At 63.1% G+C, this 15,409-nt stretch carries 14 protein-coding genes; 1 reads left to right on the top strand and 13 read right to left on the bottom strand.

Annotated features, from left to right (window positions below; translation table 11 throughout):
• Window positions 1-4 precede the first annotated feature (4 nt).
• Genes ASD58_RS17375 through ASD58_RS17340 form a run of 8 tightly spaced genes read right to left on the bottom strand, consistent with a single transcriptional unit; the run spans window position 5 to window position 7,904 of the window.
• Window positions 5-2,905 carry a ligand-binding sensor domain-containing diguanylate cyclase gene (locus ASD58_RS17375; RefSeq protein WP_057262469.1) on the bottom strand — a complete coding sequence of 967 codons (2,901 nt, stop codon included), beginning with the start codon at window positions 2,903-2,905 and terminating at the stop codon, window positions 5-7.
• 1 nt (window position 2,906) lies between these two features.
• On the bottom strand, window positions 2,907-3,209 hold the full coding sequence (locus ASD58_RS17370; RefSeq protein ID WP_057262467.1) for a c-type cytochrome: 303 nt from the start codon (window positions 3,207-3,209) through the stop codon (window positions 2,907-2,909).
• On the bottom strand, window positions 3,206-4,009 hold the full coding sequence (gene soxA / locus ASD58_RS17365) for a sulfur oxidation c-type cytochrome SoxA (RefSeq protein WP_082565490.1): 804 nt from the start codon (window positions 4,007-4,009) through the stop codon (window positions 3,206-3,208). The genes ASD58_RS17370 and soxA overlap by 4 nt, the downstream gene beginning before the upstream one ends.
• The gene (gene soxZ / locus ASD58_RS17360; protein WP_057262464.1) at window positions 4,006-4,329 is read right to left on the bottom strand and encodes a thiosulfate oxidation carrier complex protein SoxZ; all 324 of its coding nucleotides are present in this window, start codon (window positions 4,327-4,329) and stop codon (window positions 4,006-4,008) included. The genes soxA and soxZ overlap by 4 nt, the downstream gene beginning before the upstream one ends.
• A gap of 1 nt (window position 4,330) precedes the next feature.
• Window positions 4,331-4,774 carry a SoxY-related AACIE arm protein gene (locus ASD58_RS17355; protein ID WP_057262462.1) on the bottom strand — a complete coding sequence of 148 codons (444 nt, stop codon included), beginning with the start codon at window positions 4,772-4,774 and terminating at the stop codon, window positions 4,331-4,333.
• A complete protein-coding gene (soxX, locus tag ASD58_RS17350; protein ID WP_229210013.1) occupies window positions 4,771-5,172 on the bottom strand; it encodes a sulfur oxidation c-type cytochrome SoxX in 402 nt (133 codons plus the stop codon). The genes ASD58_RS17355 and soxX overlap by 4 nt, the downstream gene beginning before the upstream one ends.
• 54 nt (window positions 5,173-5,226) lie before the next feature.
• Window positions 5,227-7,413: a xanthine dehydrogenase family protein molybdopterin-binding subunit gene (locus tag ASD58_RS17345; RefSeq protein ID WP_057262458.1), complete on the bottom strand. Its 2,187-nt coding sequence runs from the start codon at window positions 7,411-7,413 to the stop codon at window positions 5,227-5,229.
• Window positions 7,410-7,904: a (2Fe-2S)-binding protein gene (locus tag ASD58_RS17340; protein ID WP_057262456.1), complete on the bottom strand. Its 495-nt coding sequence runs from the start codon at window positions 7,902-7,904 to the stop codon at window positions 7,410-7,412. The genes ASD58_RS17345 and ASD58_RS17340 overlap by 4 nt, the downstream gene beginning before the upstream one ends.
• Window positions 7,905-8,071: 167 nt before the next feature.
• Between ASD58_RS17340 and ASD58_RS17335 the strand changes: the two genes are divergently transcribed.
• Entirely contained in the window at window positions 8,072-8,674 is a 603-nt protein-coding gene (locus ASD58_RS17335; protein ID WP_057262455.1) for an OmpW family protein, read from the top strand.
• Here ASD58_RS17335 and ASD58_RS17330 read toward each other — a convergent pair.
• From ASD58_RS17330 to ASD58_RS17310, 5 genes are read right to left on the bottom strand one after another with little or no spacing between them, the layout of a single operon-like run.
• The gene (locus ASD58_RS17330; protein ID WP_082565489.1) at window positions 8,671-9,141 is read right to left on the bottom strand and encodes a DUF2244 domain-containing protein; all 471 of its coding nucleotides are present in this window, start codon (window positions 9,139-9,141) and stop codon (window positions 8,671-8,673) included. The two genes, ASD58_RS17335 and ASD58_RS17330, sit on opposite strands and share 4 nt — an antisense overlap.
• Window positions 9,142-9,150: 9 nt before the next feature.
• A complete protein-coding gene (locus tag ASD58_RS17325; protein WP_057262451.1) occupies window positions 9,151-10,371 on the bottom strand; it encodes a hybrid sensor histidine kinase/response regulator in 1,221 nt (406 codons plus the stop codon).
• Window positions 10,371-10,976 carry a chemotaxis protein CheB gene (locus ASD58_RS17320; RefSeq protein WP_057262449.1) on the bottom strand — a complete coding sequence of 202 codons (606 nt, stop codon included), beginning with the start codon at window positions 10,974-10,976 and terminating at the stop codon, window positions 10,371-10,373. Before ASD58_RS17320 ends, ASD58_RS17325 begins: the two co-directional genes overlap by 1 nt.
• Entirely contained in the window at window positions 10,976-11,806 is an 831-nt protein-coding gene (locus ASD58_RS17315) for a protein-glutamate O-methyltransferase CheR (RefSeq protein WP_057262448.1), read from the bottom strand. The genes ASD58_RS17320 and ASD58_RS17315 overlap by 1 nt, the downstream gene beginning before the upstream one ends.
• Window positions 11,806-15,306 (bottom strand): response regulator, encoded by a 3,501-nt coding sequence (locus tag ASD58_RS17310; protein ID WP_057262446.1) that lies wholly within the window; start codon window positions 15,304-15,306, stop codon window positions 11,806-11,808. The genes ASD58_RS17315 and ASD58_RS17310 overlap by 1 nt, the downstream gene beginning before the upstream one ends.
• Window positions 15,307-15,409 lie beyond the last annotated feature (103 nt).

Here is a 15,409-nt window from a genome sequence, read left to right as displayed (position 1 = left end):
TTGATCAGGTTTGCATTGTCTCGTCCGCGTAGCTGATGCGATCGCGGCCTTCATTCTTCGATCGGTACAGGGCAAGGTCTGCGTGCTGCAGCAGGCCGGTGGCGGTGTCTGGGCTGTGCGGCTTGAAGGCGACTACGCCGAAACTGGCGGTCACTGACAGGCCGGCCTCGGCGCCAATGTCTACCGGCTCGCTGCGGATTGCCTGGTGCAGGGCTTCGATGCGGTTGGCGCCGGCCGGCAGCGACAGGCCTGGCAACAGCACGAGGAATTCTTCGCCGCCGTAGCGGCCAACGGCATCATAGGTACGCACGGTGGCGATCAGGCGGCGCGCAGTTTCTACCAGCACGGCGTCGCCAGCCAGGTGGCCGTGCGTGTCATTGATGTTCTTGAACTTGTCCAGGTCGAGCAGGACCAGCACGAAGCTTTCGCCAGTGCGCTGGCTTTTGCCGATTTCGCGCTCGACGATCTCCATCATTGCGCCGCGGTTCCAGGTGCACGTGAGGGCGTCCTTCAGGGCGCGCACTTTCAGGGCCTCCTGCGCTTCTTCCAGGGCGCGAGTGCGTTCTTGAACCATGGCTTCCAGTTCAGCCTCGCGGCGTTTGTGGACCAGCAGGCGCATGCGGTGGAACAGCAGGAAGGCAAGCGTTACGCTGGCCGCGCACAGCACGTAGAAAGTGTAGCTGCGCCACCATGGCGGTGCGATGGAGAATGCGAGTTCGGCGGGTTTGGACTGGGTGCCGCTGTCGCTGTCGACGGCGACTGCCTGGAAGCGGTAGTCGCCGGCGGGCAGCGCTGCGTAGCGCATCTCCGGTTGGGCCGATTCGTTCCATTGGTCTTCCATGCCGGCCAGGCGGTAACGGTAGTGCAGGCCTTGCCGGCCTTCGAATTGCAGGCTGGCCAGGCGGAATACCAGCGGTTCACGCGACCAGGGCAAGCGCGCGGCACCTGGGGCCAGGGTGGCGCTGCCCCGCCTGGCTTCTTCGATTACGACCGGCGGCGCAGCGGTGTCGAACAGGGTTTCGGGGTGCAGCAAGTGCGACAGGCCGTTACTGGTCGTGACCCATATGGAACCGTCCTGGTCTTCGTAGAATCCGAGGCCGTTCAAGTCGTTCCACGCCAGGCCGTGGGTCTGGTTCAGCATGCGCCAGCGGTCGCGGTTCCACACTGCCATGCCGGCGCCGGTGGCGACCCAGAGCCAGCCGCGCTTGTCTTCGTACATGGCATAAACGCTGCGTTCGCGCAGCACCGGTGCTTCGATGCGGGTGGCAACTGGCTTGCCTTGCGCTTTCATTTGCCACAGGTTGCCGCCGGCGGCTGCCCACAGGCTGCCATCGCGCGAACAGCCGATGCCATCGAAGGTGGCTTTGCCTACGGCGTCGCCAAAGGAGAGCACTTTCCATGCGTTGCCGTCGTAGCGCAGCACGTCCGTTACGCTGGGCAGCCATATGTTCCCTTGCCGGTCTATGCAACCTGCGCCGACGGGGTTTTCAGGATGGCGGCCTGCTGTTTCCGGCATCGTCACCAGTTGCGGATGCGTGCCGGTGGGCGCGTTGGCTGGCAGGACGTAGACGCCTTTCCAGGTGGCGAGCCATAGCTGCTCTTTGCGGTCGGCCAGTACTTGCGTGATGAAGGGCAGCGTGGCGACCAGTTCTGTCTTTCCGCTTTCGGGCAGGTAGCGCATCAGCATGCCGGAATAGCTGCCGGTCCACAGCCTGCCGCTGCTGTCCACTTCCATGCTGGCCCATTGCTGGCCCGCCAGTGCTGGCGGTGTGGCTGGCGTGGTGAACTTGTTGGCGCCGGGCGACATCATGGCGTGGCCGGAACGGGTGCCGATGTGCAGGGCACCCTGGCGGTCGCGCCGGGCCGAGATGATGACGTCGTCGGGCAGGCCTTGCTGGGTGGTCCAGTTTTCCCAGTTGCCGTAGCCAAGCCAATGCTGCAGGCCGCGTCCGCGCGTTGCGAGCCAGGTGCCGTGGCTCCGATCGTGCAGGATAGCGGTGACGCCGCCGGCGGCGACCAGGCCGTTCTCTTTGCCGTAGGTTTCCCAATGGCCCTGGCGCCAGCGCAGCAGGCCGGGATCGGCGTTGGTGAGCACGTTGCCGCTGTCATCGATATGCAGCTCGCTGCGCAGCATGTGCTTGCGCAGCAGGTCTTTCGGGGGCGTGCGGTCTTCGAAGCGGGCGGCGCCTTTGGGCAGCGTGAAGATGCGCTGGGCGCTGCGGGTCCACAGGTTGCCGTCTTTGTCGATGGCGATGCTGCTCCATTCGTCGCGCGGCAGGCCTTCTGCGTCGCCCAGCACGCGTATGCGGCCCTCGCTGGCCTGGCACAGCGATTCCTTGCAGGCCATCCACAGGGTTCCCTTGCTGTCGGCGTAGATGCTGCGCACTGCTTGCAGTTCCGGGTGGGCCTTTAGCGTGGCTTGGTCGAAGTAGTGGCGGATGCTGGTGCTGTCGCCTTTTGCGGTGATGACGAGCAGGCGGCCCTCGCTTGCCAGTAGCAGCTCGCCGTCGGCGCCTTCGGCCATGGGCTGGAATGGCCAGACGGGGAGCTTTTCGCCTTCCCACAACACAGGAACCAGGCGGCCGCGGTCAAGGCGGTACAGGTTTTCGTGGTTGCCGACCCATAGCGTGCCAGCGCTGGTGCTTTGCAGGGCGGTGACGAAGGGGTCTGTCATCCCTTGCGTTATGCCGTAGCGGCGGAAATCGGCGCCGTTGTAGCGGAACAGGCCATTTTCGGTGCCTACCCAGAGATAGCCGCTGGCGTCCTGGGTCAGTGCGGTAAGTGAGAGGTTGCCGAGGCCTTCGTTCTGTCCAAATTGCTGCAAGGGTATGTGCTGGGCGTGGGCGTCAAGCGTCGCCACGGCCAATGCGGCTGCCAGCAAGCGTTGGAGCAGGTTGAATCTCATTCTATTTTTTCTGGGCGGCGAAATAGGCGGCCATTATTTCCAATTGTTCGTCAGTGTAACCTTTAGTTAGCTGGGTCATGATGGTTGCGGGGCGTTTGCCGGTCTTGAAATCCTTTAGCGCAGACAGTAGTTGGTCCTTGGGCTGGCCGGCCAATGGTGGCAGCGCGCCGCCTTGGGTGACGCCGTTGGTGCCGTGGCAGCCGGTGCAGGTGGCGGCAAGGCGCGCGCCAGGCTGGATGGCGTCTGCTGCGGCGGCGGGCAGTGTGGTGGACAGCGCGAGCGCCAGGGCGGCGATTGTCTTCATGGTCGTACTCCTGGGGTTTCTAATGGCATGCCTTGGGCACGCAGGGCCAGGTAGGCTTCGAGGTCTACCAGCTCGGGGGCGCCGTAGGGTGGGACTTCGGCTCGCACCCCGCTCATGCAGTTGCGCAGGCGGCGTTGCAGGCTTCCTACGCCCTGCCATTCGAGGCGGTAGATGGGGTAGGCGTTGGCGTGACCTTGCGGGATCGGAGCGCCTGCCAGGCGCTTGCCGGCGTTGTCGTCGTGGCATTGGGCGCAGCTCAGGTTTAACTGGCCGATGCGGGTGGTGAAGAGTTGTTGGCCGCGTTTTACGGCTTGCCTGGTTTGTTCGTCGTTTGCCGGGGTTAGCGGCATTCCGCGGCTTTGCAGAGCGATGTAGGTTTCGAGGGCCAGCAGGTCGGCGGATTCCGGTTTCAGTTGCGCGGCTTGCAGGGCGCCGCTGCGGCATTGGTTGACCTGGCCGGAGAGGGTGATCACCTTGCCGGCTGATTTGCTGAAACGGGGGAATTTGGCGGCTGCACCGCGCATGCTGGCTTGGGCGTCGGCGTGGCAGGTGGCGCAGGATTTGCCGTTGCCGCCTGCTGGGGCGGTTCGCCAGAGCACTTCTCCGTTGGCGACCCAGAGCATGGCAGGGTTTTGCGTGTCGTCGCGTTGCATTTGCTGCGTGGCGGGGGACATGTATTCGGTGCCGGATTTGCGGTCTTTTGAAACCGGTAAACCGGGGTCTGCCCCGTAGGGCCGGACCCCGTCTGCGTTGGACGCTGTGGTGCCGATTAAGGCCAGGATCAGCGCGGCGTGTCTCATGGTTGCACCACTAATTGCTTTTGTTCGGTTTGGGCGAAGGCGTTGTCGCCGGTCCAGGTGAATTCCAGCGCGCCGCTGGTGGTCGCCTTGAGGAAGAAAGCGATGTAGGGGTTGGCGCTCATGGCGGGGTGCAGTTCGGCGCTGATGACCGTTTTGCCGTTGTAGCGGCATTCGAATTTGCGGATGATGTCGCGCGGGAGGGGCTTGCCGTCGGGGCCGGGACGGAAGCCGGTTTCCATCGTGTGGGCGATCAGGGCGCGCACTTCAATTACTTCGCCAGGCTTGGCGGTGGCGGGCATGTAGATCAGGGCGCTGGCCATGTCAGATGGCCTCGCCTTCTACGCAGGCGGCCAGGGCGACGATTACGTCGACTGTCTGCTGCCACCATTGCCCGTCGCTGGTGCGGGCGATTGCGGTGATCGTCTGGCTGGTGGCGAGGCGGATGCGGGTGCTGATTTCGGGCTTGCCGGCCAGCGGCGTCAGCTTGAAGCGGACTACATCGGGCAGGGGGTTCTTTTCGTTGAAGATGGCGATGTCGGTAACGTGGGATTGCTCGGTCATTGGGCTGTCGACCCGCACGGTGATGGGGACTGCGTTGCCATTGTCGATCAGGGTTGCGATGTCGATCTGCACGCGGCCGCGCTGCATGTTGGCGTTGCTGGTGTAGGCGGCGATGGCGGTGGCTTGTTCCTGGGGTGTTGCGAGCGCGGGGCGGACCAGGGCCAGTAGCGGGAGCGCGGCCAGGAGTTGGCGGCGGGTGGTCACTTTTTCTCCTCCCGCAAGGTGGCCAGGTAGGCAACCACATCTTCGATTTGCTGCTCTGTGAGGATGGGCTTGTCGCGGTAGGACGGGGCTAGGCGCGTCAGGCCGGTGGTTTTGTGGTACGCGGGCATGATGGTGCTGGGGTTGATTGCGCTGCTGTCGTTTATGCGTTGGCGGATTTCTGCGGGGCTGTGGCGGCTGCCGACACCGGCCAGGTCGGGGGCCAGGTTGCCTTGGAAGCGCTCCTCGGGGATGGGAGCGGGGTGGCAGAGAAGGCACAGGCCTAGTTGGCGGTTGGCGACGATTTCCCGGCCGGTTTTTGGGTTGCCTTGTTGGGCTTGGGCGGAGTTTAGCGTTAACAGGGCTGCTAGCGAAAACCGGTAAACCAGTGTCAGACCCAAGGGTCTGACACTGTCTGTGCTTCTGCCGCGGGCTCTCGGCATGCCTCGCCTCTCTTATGCCTTTTTCAGGCTGTGGTTTTTGAGCGGGAGGTCGCGGATGCGTTTTCCTGTGGCGGCGAAGATGGCGTTCAGCACCGCGGGCGCGGCTACCGCGATTGTTGGTTCGCCTACTCCGCCCCAGAAGCCGCCGCTTGGCATGACGATCGTTTCGACTTTCGGCATTTCGTCCATCTTCAGCACGTTGTAGGTGTCGAAGTTGGTTTGCTCGGCGGCCCCGTCCTTGATGGTGATTTCGCCGTATAGCGCTGCGCTCAGGCCGTACACGAAGCTGCCTTCTACCTGCGCTTCGATCTGCTGCGGATTCACGGCGTGGCCTGGGTCGGTGGCGGCGACGATGCGGTGGATCTTCAACTTGCCGTCCTTGCTGACCGAGACTTCTGCCACGGCGGCGACGTAGCTGCCGAAGCCCATTGTCTGGGCGATGCCGCGGTAAATGCCTTTTTTCGGCGGCTTGGACCAGCCGGCTTTTTCTGCCACTGCGTTGAGAACTGCCAGGTGTTTCGGGCTGTCCTTCATCAGCTTGCGGCGCAGGGCCAGCGGGTCCTGCTTGGTGGCGTGTGCGATTTCGTCGAGGAAGCATTCGACGTAGATCGCGTTCTGGTTCAGGTTCACGCCGCGCCAGAAACCTGGCGGTACGGCGGGGTTGCGCATGGCGTGGTCGATCAGCAGGTTCGGGATGGTGTAGCCGAACGAGGCTTCCGGGCCGGGCGGGTTCAGGCCCTGGAACACTGCGGGGTCCTTGCCGTCCTTGACGTTCTGCGGGAACAGCGCGGCGAGGATCGATTGGCCGGCAATGCGCATGTGCAGTGCGGTCACCTCGCCTTTTGCGTCCAGGCCTGCGGTCAGTTTGCATTGGGTCACCGGGTGGTAGCGGCCGTGCTGCATGTCTTCTTCGCGGGTCCAGATCAATTTGATCGGGGTGCCGGGCATTTCCCTGGCGATCTTCACGACCTGGGTCACCCAGTCGTGCGTGGCGCCGCGGCGGCCGAAGCCGCCACCGAGGTGCAGCTTGGTCACGTCGCATTTGGCCTGCGGCAGGCCGGCCGCTTCGCTGGTGGCGGCCAGGGCCGCTTCGCCGTTTTGGGTTGGGGTCCAGACGTCGCAGCGTTCGGGCGTCCACACGGCGGTGGCGTTCATCACCTCCATCGTGGCGTGATTCTGGTGCGGGTAGCTGTAGACAGCTTCGATCCTGCGATGCGCGCTGGCCAGTGCAGCCTTGGTGTCGCCGTTGCTATTGCCGACTGCGGCTTCGGGCGCGTCCAGGCCGGCCTTGATCCAGGCGGCGGTGTCCTTGCTGTTCATGCCGGCGTTGGGACCTTTGTCCCATTCGATCGGCAGTGCATCGAGAGCGCTGCGGGCGCGCCACCAGGTGTCGGCTATCACCGCCACGGCGCTGTCGCCAACCTGCAGCACTTTCTTCACGCCGGGCTTGTTGGCGATGGCGGCGGCGTCAAAGCTCTTTACCTTGCCGCCGAAGACCGGGCAGTCCTTGATGGCGGCGTTCAGCATGCCGGGCAGCTTGAAGTCCATGCCGTAGATTTGCTTGCCGGTGGTCTTGTCGACCGTATCCAGGCGTGCCAGGCGCTTGCCGGCCAGCTTCCAGTCTTTGGGGTCTTTCAGCTTGATGTCGGCGGCGGCCGGGGCCTGCAGCTTGCCGGCGGCGTCGGCGACCTTGCCGTAGGTGAGCGTGCGGCCGGTTGGGGTGTGGGTGATCACGCTTTTCGCGGCCACGCATTCATTGGCGGGCACGCCCCATTGGGTGGCTGCGGCTTGCACCAGCATCGTGCGGGCTGCGGCGCCGCCTTTGCGGACGTATTCATGCGATTCGCGCACGCCGCGGCTGCCGCCGGTGGAGAAACTGCCCCACACGCGATTGCGCGCGAGCTGGCGGCCGGGCGATGGGTATTCGGTGGTGACCTTGCTCCAGTCGCCGTCCAGTTCTTCAACGACCAATTGCGCCAGGCCGGTCAGCGTGCCCTGGCCCATTTCGGAGCGGGCGATGCGGACCACGATGGTGTCGTCAGGCTTGACGACAACCCAGGCGTTGATTTCGGGCGCGTCTGCGGGCGCTGCGGCCGGCGCCTGCTGCGCTTGTGCGAACGGAATGTGGAAGCCGAACATCAGGCCTGCGGTGGCGCCGAGCGAGCGGCCGATGAAGCCACGACGAGTCATGCCGCTCATGCTTTGCTCCCTTCCACGATGTCCAGGCCCGCGGTCTTCACGTCGCCGCCTTTGGCGATCACGTGGATCGCCTTGCGCACGCGGTTATAAGTGCCGCAACGGCAGATGTTGGTCATGGCGGCGTCGATATCGGCGTCGGTCGGGTTCTTCTTCTGTTTCAGCAGCGCGGCGGCGGCCATGATCATACCGGACTGGCAGAAGCCGCATTGCGGCACGTCCAGCGCGGCCCAGGCTTTTTGCACGGGGTGGTTGCCGTCCAGGCTCAGGCCTTCGATGGTGACGATCTTCTGCCCGGCCGTCACGGTGGAGACCGGTCGCACGCAGCTGCGTGTCGGTTCGCCGTCAATGTGTACGGTGCAGGCGCCGCATTGCGCCACGCCGCAGCCGTACTTGGTGCCGGTGAGTCCCAGCTGTTCGCGGATCACCCACAACAGCGGGGTATCTTCTTCGGCCTCGAACTCGCGTACCTGGCCATTGACGTGCAATTTCATTTCCTGCCTCCGGGGATAGGGTGGGATGTGAATTCGCGAATCTTACTCTCGTTTTAGCTAACTTGTGTTCGTTCGGGCAATTTTGACTTAGGTCAAAGATTTTGCTGCGTCGCATCAATAAACTTTTAGTCAGCAAATCTCAATGACCAAACGAAAGAGGTAGTGAAATGAAGAAAGCGATTTTGGCAGTTGTCCTGGGTGGCGTGGCTTTTGGTGCAATGGCACAGGAAACGCCTTGGCAAGTGCGCGCACGCGCCGTGCACATCAACCCTGCGGACAAGTCCGATCCGATTGCCGGCGTGGGCCCGTCCGACCTCATCACCGTCAGCAGCAAGACCATTCCGGAAGTGGATATTTCCTACTTCTTCACCCCGAATATTTCGGCCGAGCTGGTGCTGACCTACCCGCAGAAGCATGACGTCTACGTCGCCGGCGAATCCGTGGGCACCTTCAAGCACCTGCCGCCGACCCTGCTGGCGCAATACCACTTCACGCCATCCGCGCAATTCAGCCCTTACGTTGGCGTGGGCGTGAACTGGACCACCTTCTCCAACAACAAGATCCTGGACGGCCAGGGCAGCCTGGAACATGACAGCTTCGGCCTGGCGCTGCAGGCTGGCGTGGACTACAAGCTGGACAAGAACTGGTCGCTCAACCTGGACATCAAGAAAGTGCAGATCCGCAGCGACGTGATGATCGCCGGCACCAAGGTCAGCAAGGTCAAGGTTGATCCTGTGCTGCTGGGCGTTGGCGTGGGCTATCGCTTCTAATTGCTGAAAAGTCCGCCCTGCACTTCCGCGCGCAGCTCCTGGGCCAGCGCGCGGCGGCGCGGGTCGGTGGCGAAGTAGCCGATATCGATTGCCACGCCTTTCGATTCAAGGTGAATCAGCTCGCCGTAGCGGGCAGGAATCTGCAGCCGCAGAAAGTACAGTTCGAGCTGCGTCACGATCATCTTGCCGGCGGAGACCTGCTCCACCAGCAGCTTGCCGTTGGCGAGCACGATGTGTTCATAGTCCGTGGCATGGCGGGCGAAGTGGAGGAAGGCCGCTGCCACGGCCGTCATTTCCAGCACGGTGAAGAACAGCACCTGCCACATGCCGATCATCACAAAGCCTGTTGCCACCGCAAACGAGAACAGGCACATCAAGGCATAAGCCATCCCCATCTGCTGGGGCGACAATGAGCAATTGCGCCGCAGAAGCCATTCCCTGCGTTCGCTGAGCAAGTCCCGGTTCATAGGGACATTCTAGGCACAACTCGCTGGCAAAGGCAAAATGTCCGTCAAGTTGGCCGCTCCCGGCGTGGACATTTCGTCGGCGCGCGGCAACGTGAAGATGAAGGTGGCGCCTTCATTGGGCTTGCTGCGGACCGAAAGCATGCCGCCGTGGGCTTCGGCGAGCTGGCGCGAGATGTAGAGGCCCAGGCCGAGGCCTGCAGGCATGCCTTCCATTTTCCCGCGCTCGAAGGGTTCGAAGATTTTCGGCTGCACTTCTTCAGGGATGCCGACGCCCTGGTCGATGACTTCGATGCGGGCATTCTGGCTGTCGACATGCAGGCGCACGTCGACCGGCTTGCCGCCGCCGTAGCGCAAGGCATTGTTGATCAGGTTGACGATCACCTGCTCTACGCGGAATTCATCCCAGCACCCGGCTACCGGCTGCACGATCGACAGCCGCAGTTCGCTTTGCATGTCGGCGGCGTGGTGCGACAGGTCGCCGACGATGCGCTGCAACAGCGCCTCCAGGTCTACCCGTGCGGGGCGGATAGAAAGCTTGCCGACACGGATGCGCGATACGTCGAGCATGTCGTCGATCAGGCGTACCATGGCATGAATCTGGCGCATGTCGCGCGCCACCATGCGTTCCAGTTGCTCCGGCGCGAAATGGTCCATGTTGCCGCGCTCGAGCTGCAGCTTGCGCATCTGCGCTTCGAGGTAGAGGGTGTTCAGCGGCGTGCGCAGTTCGTGCGCCACCATGGACATGAACTGGTCGCGCATTTCCAGCGCGCGCTCCAGTTCCTGCTGCACGGCGTTCAGCTCGCGCACCGTTTCTTCGCGCTGCTCCACGATCTGCCGCACTTCCTGCTTTTGGCGGAACAGGTCGACGAAGACATTGACCTTGCTTTTCACCGCATCCGAATCCAGCGGCTTGTAGAGAAAGTCCACCGCACCTGCTTCATAGCCTTTGAAGGCGTAATTCAGTTCCTTGCCGGCGGCGCTCACGAACACGATCGGTATGTGGCGGGTCTTGCCGGTGCCGCGCATCAGCTCCGCCAGTTCAAAACCATCCATGCCGGGCATTTGCACATCCACGATGGCGAGGGCGAATTCATGCTCCAGCAACAAGGCCAGCGCTTCTTCGCCGGTGCGGGCCTGGTAGATCACGCGATCGTCGGCGCGCACCAGCGCGGTCAGCGCGCGCAGGTTTTCCGGCAGGTCGTCTACCAGCAGGACATTGGTCGGTTCCATCAGTGCATCTCCAGCATCAGCAAAAGCTGCTTGATTTTCTCCAGCGGCAGTATCAGGTCGGGCGGGCGCACCCGGATCGCTTCCAGCGGCATCACGCCGACATTGGCTTCCTGCGGGTCCTGCACCACCGTCAGTCCGCCCCCCCTGCCGATGGCGGCCATGCCTTCTGCGCCGTCGTTATTGGCGCCAGTGAGCAGGATGCCGGCCATGTTGGCTCCAAAAACATCCGCCGCTGTTTCCATGGTAATGTCGATTGCGGGACGGGCAAAGTGCACCGGTGCGTCGCAGCTCAGTGAAAAGCTGTGTTCACTTTCCAGCAACAAGTGGTAACCGGCTGGCGCAAAATACAGGGTACCCGGAATGATGTCATCCTTGTCGCCCGCTTCACGCACCGGCACTTGCACCCTTTGCTGGAACACGTCCACCAGCTGGTTGTGCCTACCACTTCTTACATGCAGAACCACCACTATCGGTAAGCGGTAACCGCGTGGCAGTGCCGGCAGCACCTGCAACAACGCATTCACACCGCCGGCCGATGCACCGATAACGACCGCCTCCGTGGTGCGGCCTTGCACAGCCATTTCCAACGACGGGTCGGTTTGCATTATTTTTTCCTGAACAGGCGATCGCGCTTGGCGAGCACTTCGAATTTCGGGCCGTAGGACGAGAAATCGATGCTCTCCTTGCTCCCCAGGCCCAGGAAGCCGCGGTGGCATAAGGACTCGTGGAACAGCCCCAGTGCCCGCTCCTGCAGCCTCTTGTTGAAGTAGATCATCACGTTGCGACAGCTGATGAATTGGGTTTCGGCGAACACCGAATCGGTGGCCAGGCTATGGTCGGCGAACGTGACGTTCTCGCACAGCGAGCGGTCGAACAGGGCGGCGTTGTAGGCAGCCGTGTAGTAGTCGGAGAAGGCGTGCTTGCCGCCGGCCGCCTGGTAGTTGGCCGTGTAGTTACGCATGCTCTCCAGCGGGAAAACGCCCTTCTTGGCTTTTTCCAGCGATTGCGGATTGATGTCGGTGGCGTAGATGATGCTGCGCTCCAGCAGGCCTTCTTCCTTCAGCAGGATGGCGAGCGAATACACTTCCTCGCCGGTACTGCAACCTGCCACCCAGATCTTCAGCGAAGGATAGGTGCCCAGCACCGGCATGACGTGCTCGCGCAAGCCGACGTAGTAAGTCGGGTCGCGGAACATTTCCGTGACGGGGATGGTCAGGTATTGCAGCAGCTGACTGAAGGCGTTTGGTTCATGCAGCACGCGCGATTGCAGTTGCGAGACGGTGGTGCAGCCCATCTCGTTCATGGCGTGCAGCACGCGGCGTTTCTGCGACGCGCCGGTGTAGTCGCGGAAGTCGTAGCTGTAGCGCAGGAAGATCGCTTCCATCAGCATGCGCAGTTCGATTTCGATACTGCTGATTTGCGCGCCGTCGCTCATCACACTGTATCCATGGCCGGCATCCACACCCTCAGCAGCGAGTACAGGCGGGACAAGTCGATCGGTTTAGCCAGGTAGTCGTTGGCGCCGGCGGCCAGGCATTGCTCCTGGTCGTCCTTCATGGCCTTGGCGGTGATCGCGATGACGGGCAGGCGGGTGAAACGCGGGTCGGCGCGCAGGCGGCGCGTGGCTTCCAGCCCATCCATGCCGGGCATCATGATGTCCATCAGCACCAGGTCGATGTCGGGCACGGCATCGAGCTTGTCGAGGGCTTCGTGGCCATTGCGGGCGATTTCCACCAGGGCTCCCTTTTGCTCAATCGCGCTGGTCAGGGCGAAAATGTTGCGCACGTCGTCGTCCACCAGCAGGATGCGGCGGCCTTCGAACACGCGGTCGCGGCTGCGTACTGCCTTCAGCATGCTCTGGCGTTCGCTGGAGAGCTGGGACTCGACCTTGTGCAGGAACAGCGTCACCTCATCCAGCAAGCGCTCCGGCGAACGGGCGCCTTTGATGATGATGGAGCGCGAGTACTTCGACAGCTCGGCTTCTTCCGCGCGCGTCATGCTACGTCCAGTATAGACAATCACCGGCGGGAAGCTGGCGATCTCCTGCTGCGACATCTGTTGCAGCAGTTCACTGCCCTGCATGTCAGGCAGCTTCAGGTCCATTACCATGCAGTCGAAGATGGTGGAGCGGAGCTGTTGCAGCGCTTCTGCGCCGCTGGCCACCGGCGTAATGGCAATGTCTCCGTCCTCGATCAGCTTGACCATGCTTTCGCGCTGGCGTTCGTCGTCTTCCACCAGCAGGATGTGCTTGATCTTTTGCGTGAAGCGGCGCTCCAGGCGGTCGAAGACAGCCAGCAGTTGCTCGCGCCCGGCCGGCTTGCGAACGTAGCCGATGGCACCCAGGTGCAGGGCCGCTTCGCCGCTTTCGGTGGCGCTGATCACGTGCACGGGGATGTGACGGGTTTGCGGGTTGTCCTTCAACATCTGCAGCACCGACAGGCCGGAGCGGTCGGGCAGGCGGATGTCGAGCATCACGGCTTGCGGCTGGTGTTCTTCGGCCAGCTGCAGGCCCTCTTCGGCGGTGAAGGCGACCAGGGCGCGGTAGTTGGCTTCATGTGCCAGGTCGTACAGGATGCGGGCGAAGGCGGGGTCATCTTCGATGATGAGGACTTTGCGGTCTGGCGGCGGGGTGGCGCCGCGGTCGTCGTCGAAGGGACGTTGCATGGCGCTCGCGCCTTCGGTGGCTGCCGGGGCCGTGACAGGCGCCACGCCGCCGGTGGGCGATGCCTGCTGAACCTCGGGCGGGGTGGAGGCTGGCGCAATGGTTGAAGCCTCGTCTTGCGGAGCTGCGGCTGCCCACTGCGTCGGCAACAACAGGGTGAACGTGCTGCCCTGTCCTTCAATGCTGGACACCTCGACCTCACCGCCCAGCAAGCGTGCCAGGTCGCGCGAAATCGACAATCCCAGGCCGGTGCCGCCAAAGCGCCGGCTCGGCGTGCCATCGCCCTGCTGGAAGGCATCAAAAATCGCACCCTGCTGCTCTGCGCGAACGCCAACGCCGGTGTCGATCACCGCAAAGCGCAGCAAGCCCGACTCGCCAGGTGACACGCGCAAGATCACCTTGCCGCGATCGGTGAACTTGACCGCGTTCGATAACAGGTTCTTCAGGATCTGCTCCAGCCGCTGGCGATCTGTATACACCTTCTCCGGCAAGCCGGGCAGTAGGTCGATCACGAACTCAAGCTGCTTTTCCTGCGCCAGCGGCGAGAAGGCCGCTGCCAGGTTGTCGATCATCGCCTGCAGGGCCACATCTTCCGGCGCCAGCTCCAGCTTGCCCGCCTCCACCTTGGAGATATCGAGGATATCGTTGATCAGCGCCAGCAAATCGTTGCCGGCGTTGTAGATGGTTTGCGCAAACCGTACCTGCTCTTCATTGAGGTTACCCTGCGCGTTATCGGCCAGCAGCTTGGCCAGGATCAGGGAGCTGTTCAACGGGGTGCGCAGCTCGTGCGACATATTTGCCAGGAATTGCGACTTGTACTCGCTGGCGCGCTCCAGGTCGCGCGCCCGTGCCTCAACGTCGACTCGCGCCGCAGCGAGGGCGGCATTGCGCTGGTCCAGCATTTCGGCCTGTGTCGCCAGCTTTGCGTTGCTCTGTTCCAGCTCCACTTTCTGCGTTTCCAGGCTGGCTTGCGAACGCTCCAGCACACGCGACTGCTCTTCCAGCTCCTCGTTGGCGGTGCGCAGCTCTTCCTGCTGCACCTGCAGCTCCTCGTTCAGCGACTGCGTTTCCGCCAGCACCTCGGCCAGACGCTGGCGCGCCACCGTCGCCTCGATCGCCATGCCGACGTTGCCCGCCACCAGCTCAAGGAAATCCAGCTCGCGCCGCCCGGCCTCGCGCAGAAAGCCCAATTCCACCACGCCATTCACCCGGCCATCGCTATGCACCGGCATCAACACGATTTGCTGCGGCATGCCGTCGCCCAGCGATGAAGACACTTTAATATAGCCTGCCGGCAGCTGTGTCATATGGACCGCACGCCGCGTGCGCGCGGCCTGGCCAACCAGCCCTTCGCCCGGCATCAACTGCCGGCCCTTGGCTTCATCTTCCTGGCTGAAGCCATAAGCAGCCGTGCGCTGCAGCGAGCCATCCGGCATCACCACGTAGAACGAAGCCACTGCCACGTCCAGGTAGCGCGCCATGAACGCCAGCAGCGTCGAACACAACATCGGCAAGGCCATCTGCCCGATGCCCTGCTCGGCCAACTGGCTCTGGCCCTCGCGCAGCCAGGCCTGGTGCTGTAACTGGTAGGCATGCGTGTGCTGCTCCTGCAGCGCGTCGCGATACACCGCCGACAGCCGCAGCAAGTCGCGCCGCCCCAGCCAGGCCAGCAGGCTGCTTACCGCAAGGCTGACGGCGAGGAAGATCGCCACCGTCCAGAATCCCACCACGCGTACCGCTTCGCCGCGATTGGCGCGCTGGCGCTCTTCATGCGCAATGAACGTGCGGAATTGCTCGCGCAAGTCGTCCAGCGCCGCCCTGCCAGCGCCAGCGCGCATCATGCCGAGGTAATCGCCCTGCTGGCGGCGCGCCGCGACCATCTCGTCCGCAGCCTTGAGCCACGCCTGGTGCTGGGCGCGGATCTGGCGCAGGCGCTCGACCTGGGTGGTGTCGTCCTCCACCAGTTCGCGCAGCGATTCGGCGGATGCGTCAAAACGCGGCCGCGCGGCGATGTAGGGAGTGAGGTAGGCTTCATCGCCCGTCAGCAGGAAGCCGCGCATGCCGCTTTCCATATCGACCGCCAGCTTGCGCAATTCCTGCGCGTTGCCGATCGCGCGCTCGGTGGATTCCACCGCGCTCCAGGTACTCATCAGGTAGGCGAACAGCACGACGAAAATGCCGGCAGCAACAATCCCGCCAAGCAGGGGGACCTTCACGTTGCGGTTCAGGATGCGGCGAAACCCTTGGTCATCGATGGTCGAACTTCTTTGCATTGAAATGGTCGGACAGTCATCGGGAATATCCCAGTGTACCCCTACGGCGGAGCTTGCGCGGCAATCGTGCGCGGGGGCTATAATTGCTTTCAAACCAATCACT

This window comes from Duganella sp. Root1480D1 (assembly GCF_001427305.1).
In the GTDB taxonomy this organism is placed as follows: domain Bacteria; phylum Pseudomonadota; class Gammaproteobacteria; order Burkholderiales; family Burkholderiaceae_D; genus Rugamonas.
This window is presented reverse-complemented; position numbering and strand designations above follow the sequence as displayed.

What these genes read in the sequence shown, in the direction of transcription:
- ASD58_RS17320 (WP_057262449.1), bottom strand. Translation starts at nt 10,976, where the DNA reads ATGCAAACCGACCCGTCGTTGGAAATGGCTGTGCAAGGCCGCACCACG.
- ASD58_RS17330 (WP_082565489.1), bottom strand. Translation starts at nt 9,141, where the DNA reads ATGAACCGGGACTTGCTCAGCGAACGCAGGGAATGGCTTCTGCGGCGC.
- ASD58_RS17370 (WP_057262467.1), bottom strand. Translation starts at nt 3,209, where the DNA reads ATGAAGACAATCGCCGCCCTGGCGCTCGCGCTGTCCACCACACTGCCC.
- soxZ (WP_057262464.1), bottom strand. Translation starts at nt 4,329, where the DNA reads ATGGCCAGCGCCCTGATCTACATGCCCGCCACCGCCAAGCCTGGCGAA.
- ASD58_RS17335 (WP_057262455.1), top strand. Translation starts at nt 8,072, where the DNA reads ATGAAGAAAGCGATTTTGGCAGTTGTCCTGGGTGGCGTGGCTTTTGGT.
- ASD58_RS17325 (WP_057262451.1), bottom strand. Translation starts at nt 10,371, where the DNA reads ATGGAACCGACCAATGTCCTGCTGGTAGACGACCTGCCGGAAAACCTG.
- ASD58_RS17340 (WP_057262456.1), bottom strand. Translation starts at nt 7,904, where the DNA reads ATGAAATTGCACGTCAATGGCCAGGTACGCGAGTTCGAGGCCGAAGAA.
- ASD58_RS17310 (WP_057262446.1), bottom strand. Translation starts at nt 15,306, where the DNA reads ATGCAAAGAAGTTCGACCATCGATGACCAAGGGTTTCGCCGCATCCTG.
- soxA (WP_082565490.1), bottom strand. Translation starts at nt 4,009, where the DNA reads ATGAGACACGCCGCGCTGATCCTGGCCTTAATCGGCACCACAGCGTCC.
- ASD58_RS17345 (WP_057262458.1), bottom strand. Translation starts at nt 7,413, where the DNA reads ATGAGCGGCATGACTCGTCGTGGCTTCATCGGCCGCTCGCTCGGCGCC.
- ASD58_RS17315 (WP_057262448.1), bottom strand. Translation starts at nt 11,806, where the DNA reads ATGAGCGACGGCGCGCAAATCAGCAGTATCGAAATCGAACTGCGCATG.
- ASD58_RS17375 (WP_057262469.1), bottom strand. Translation starts at nt 2,905, where the DNA reads ATGAGATTCAACCTGCTCCAACGCTTGCTGGCAGCCGCATTGGCCGTG.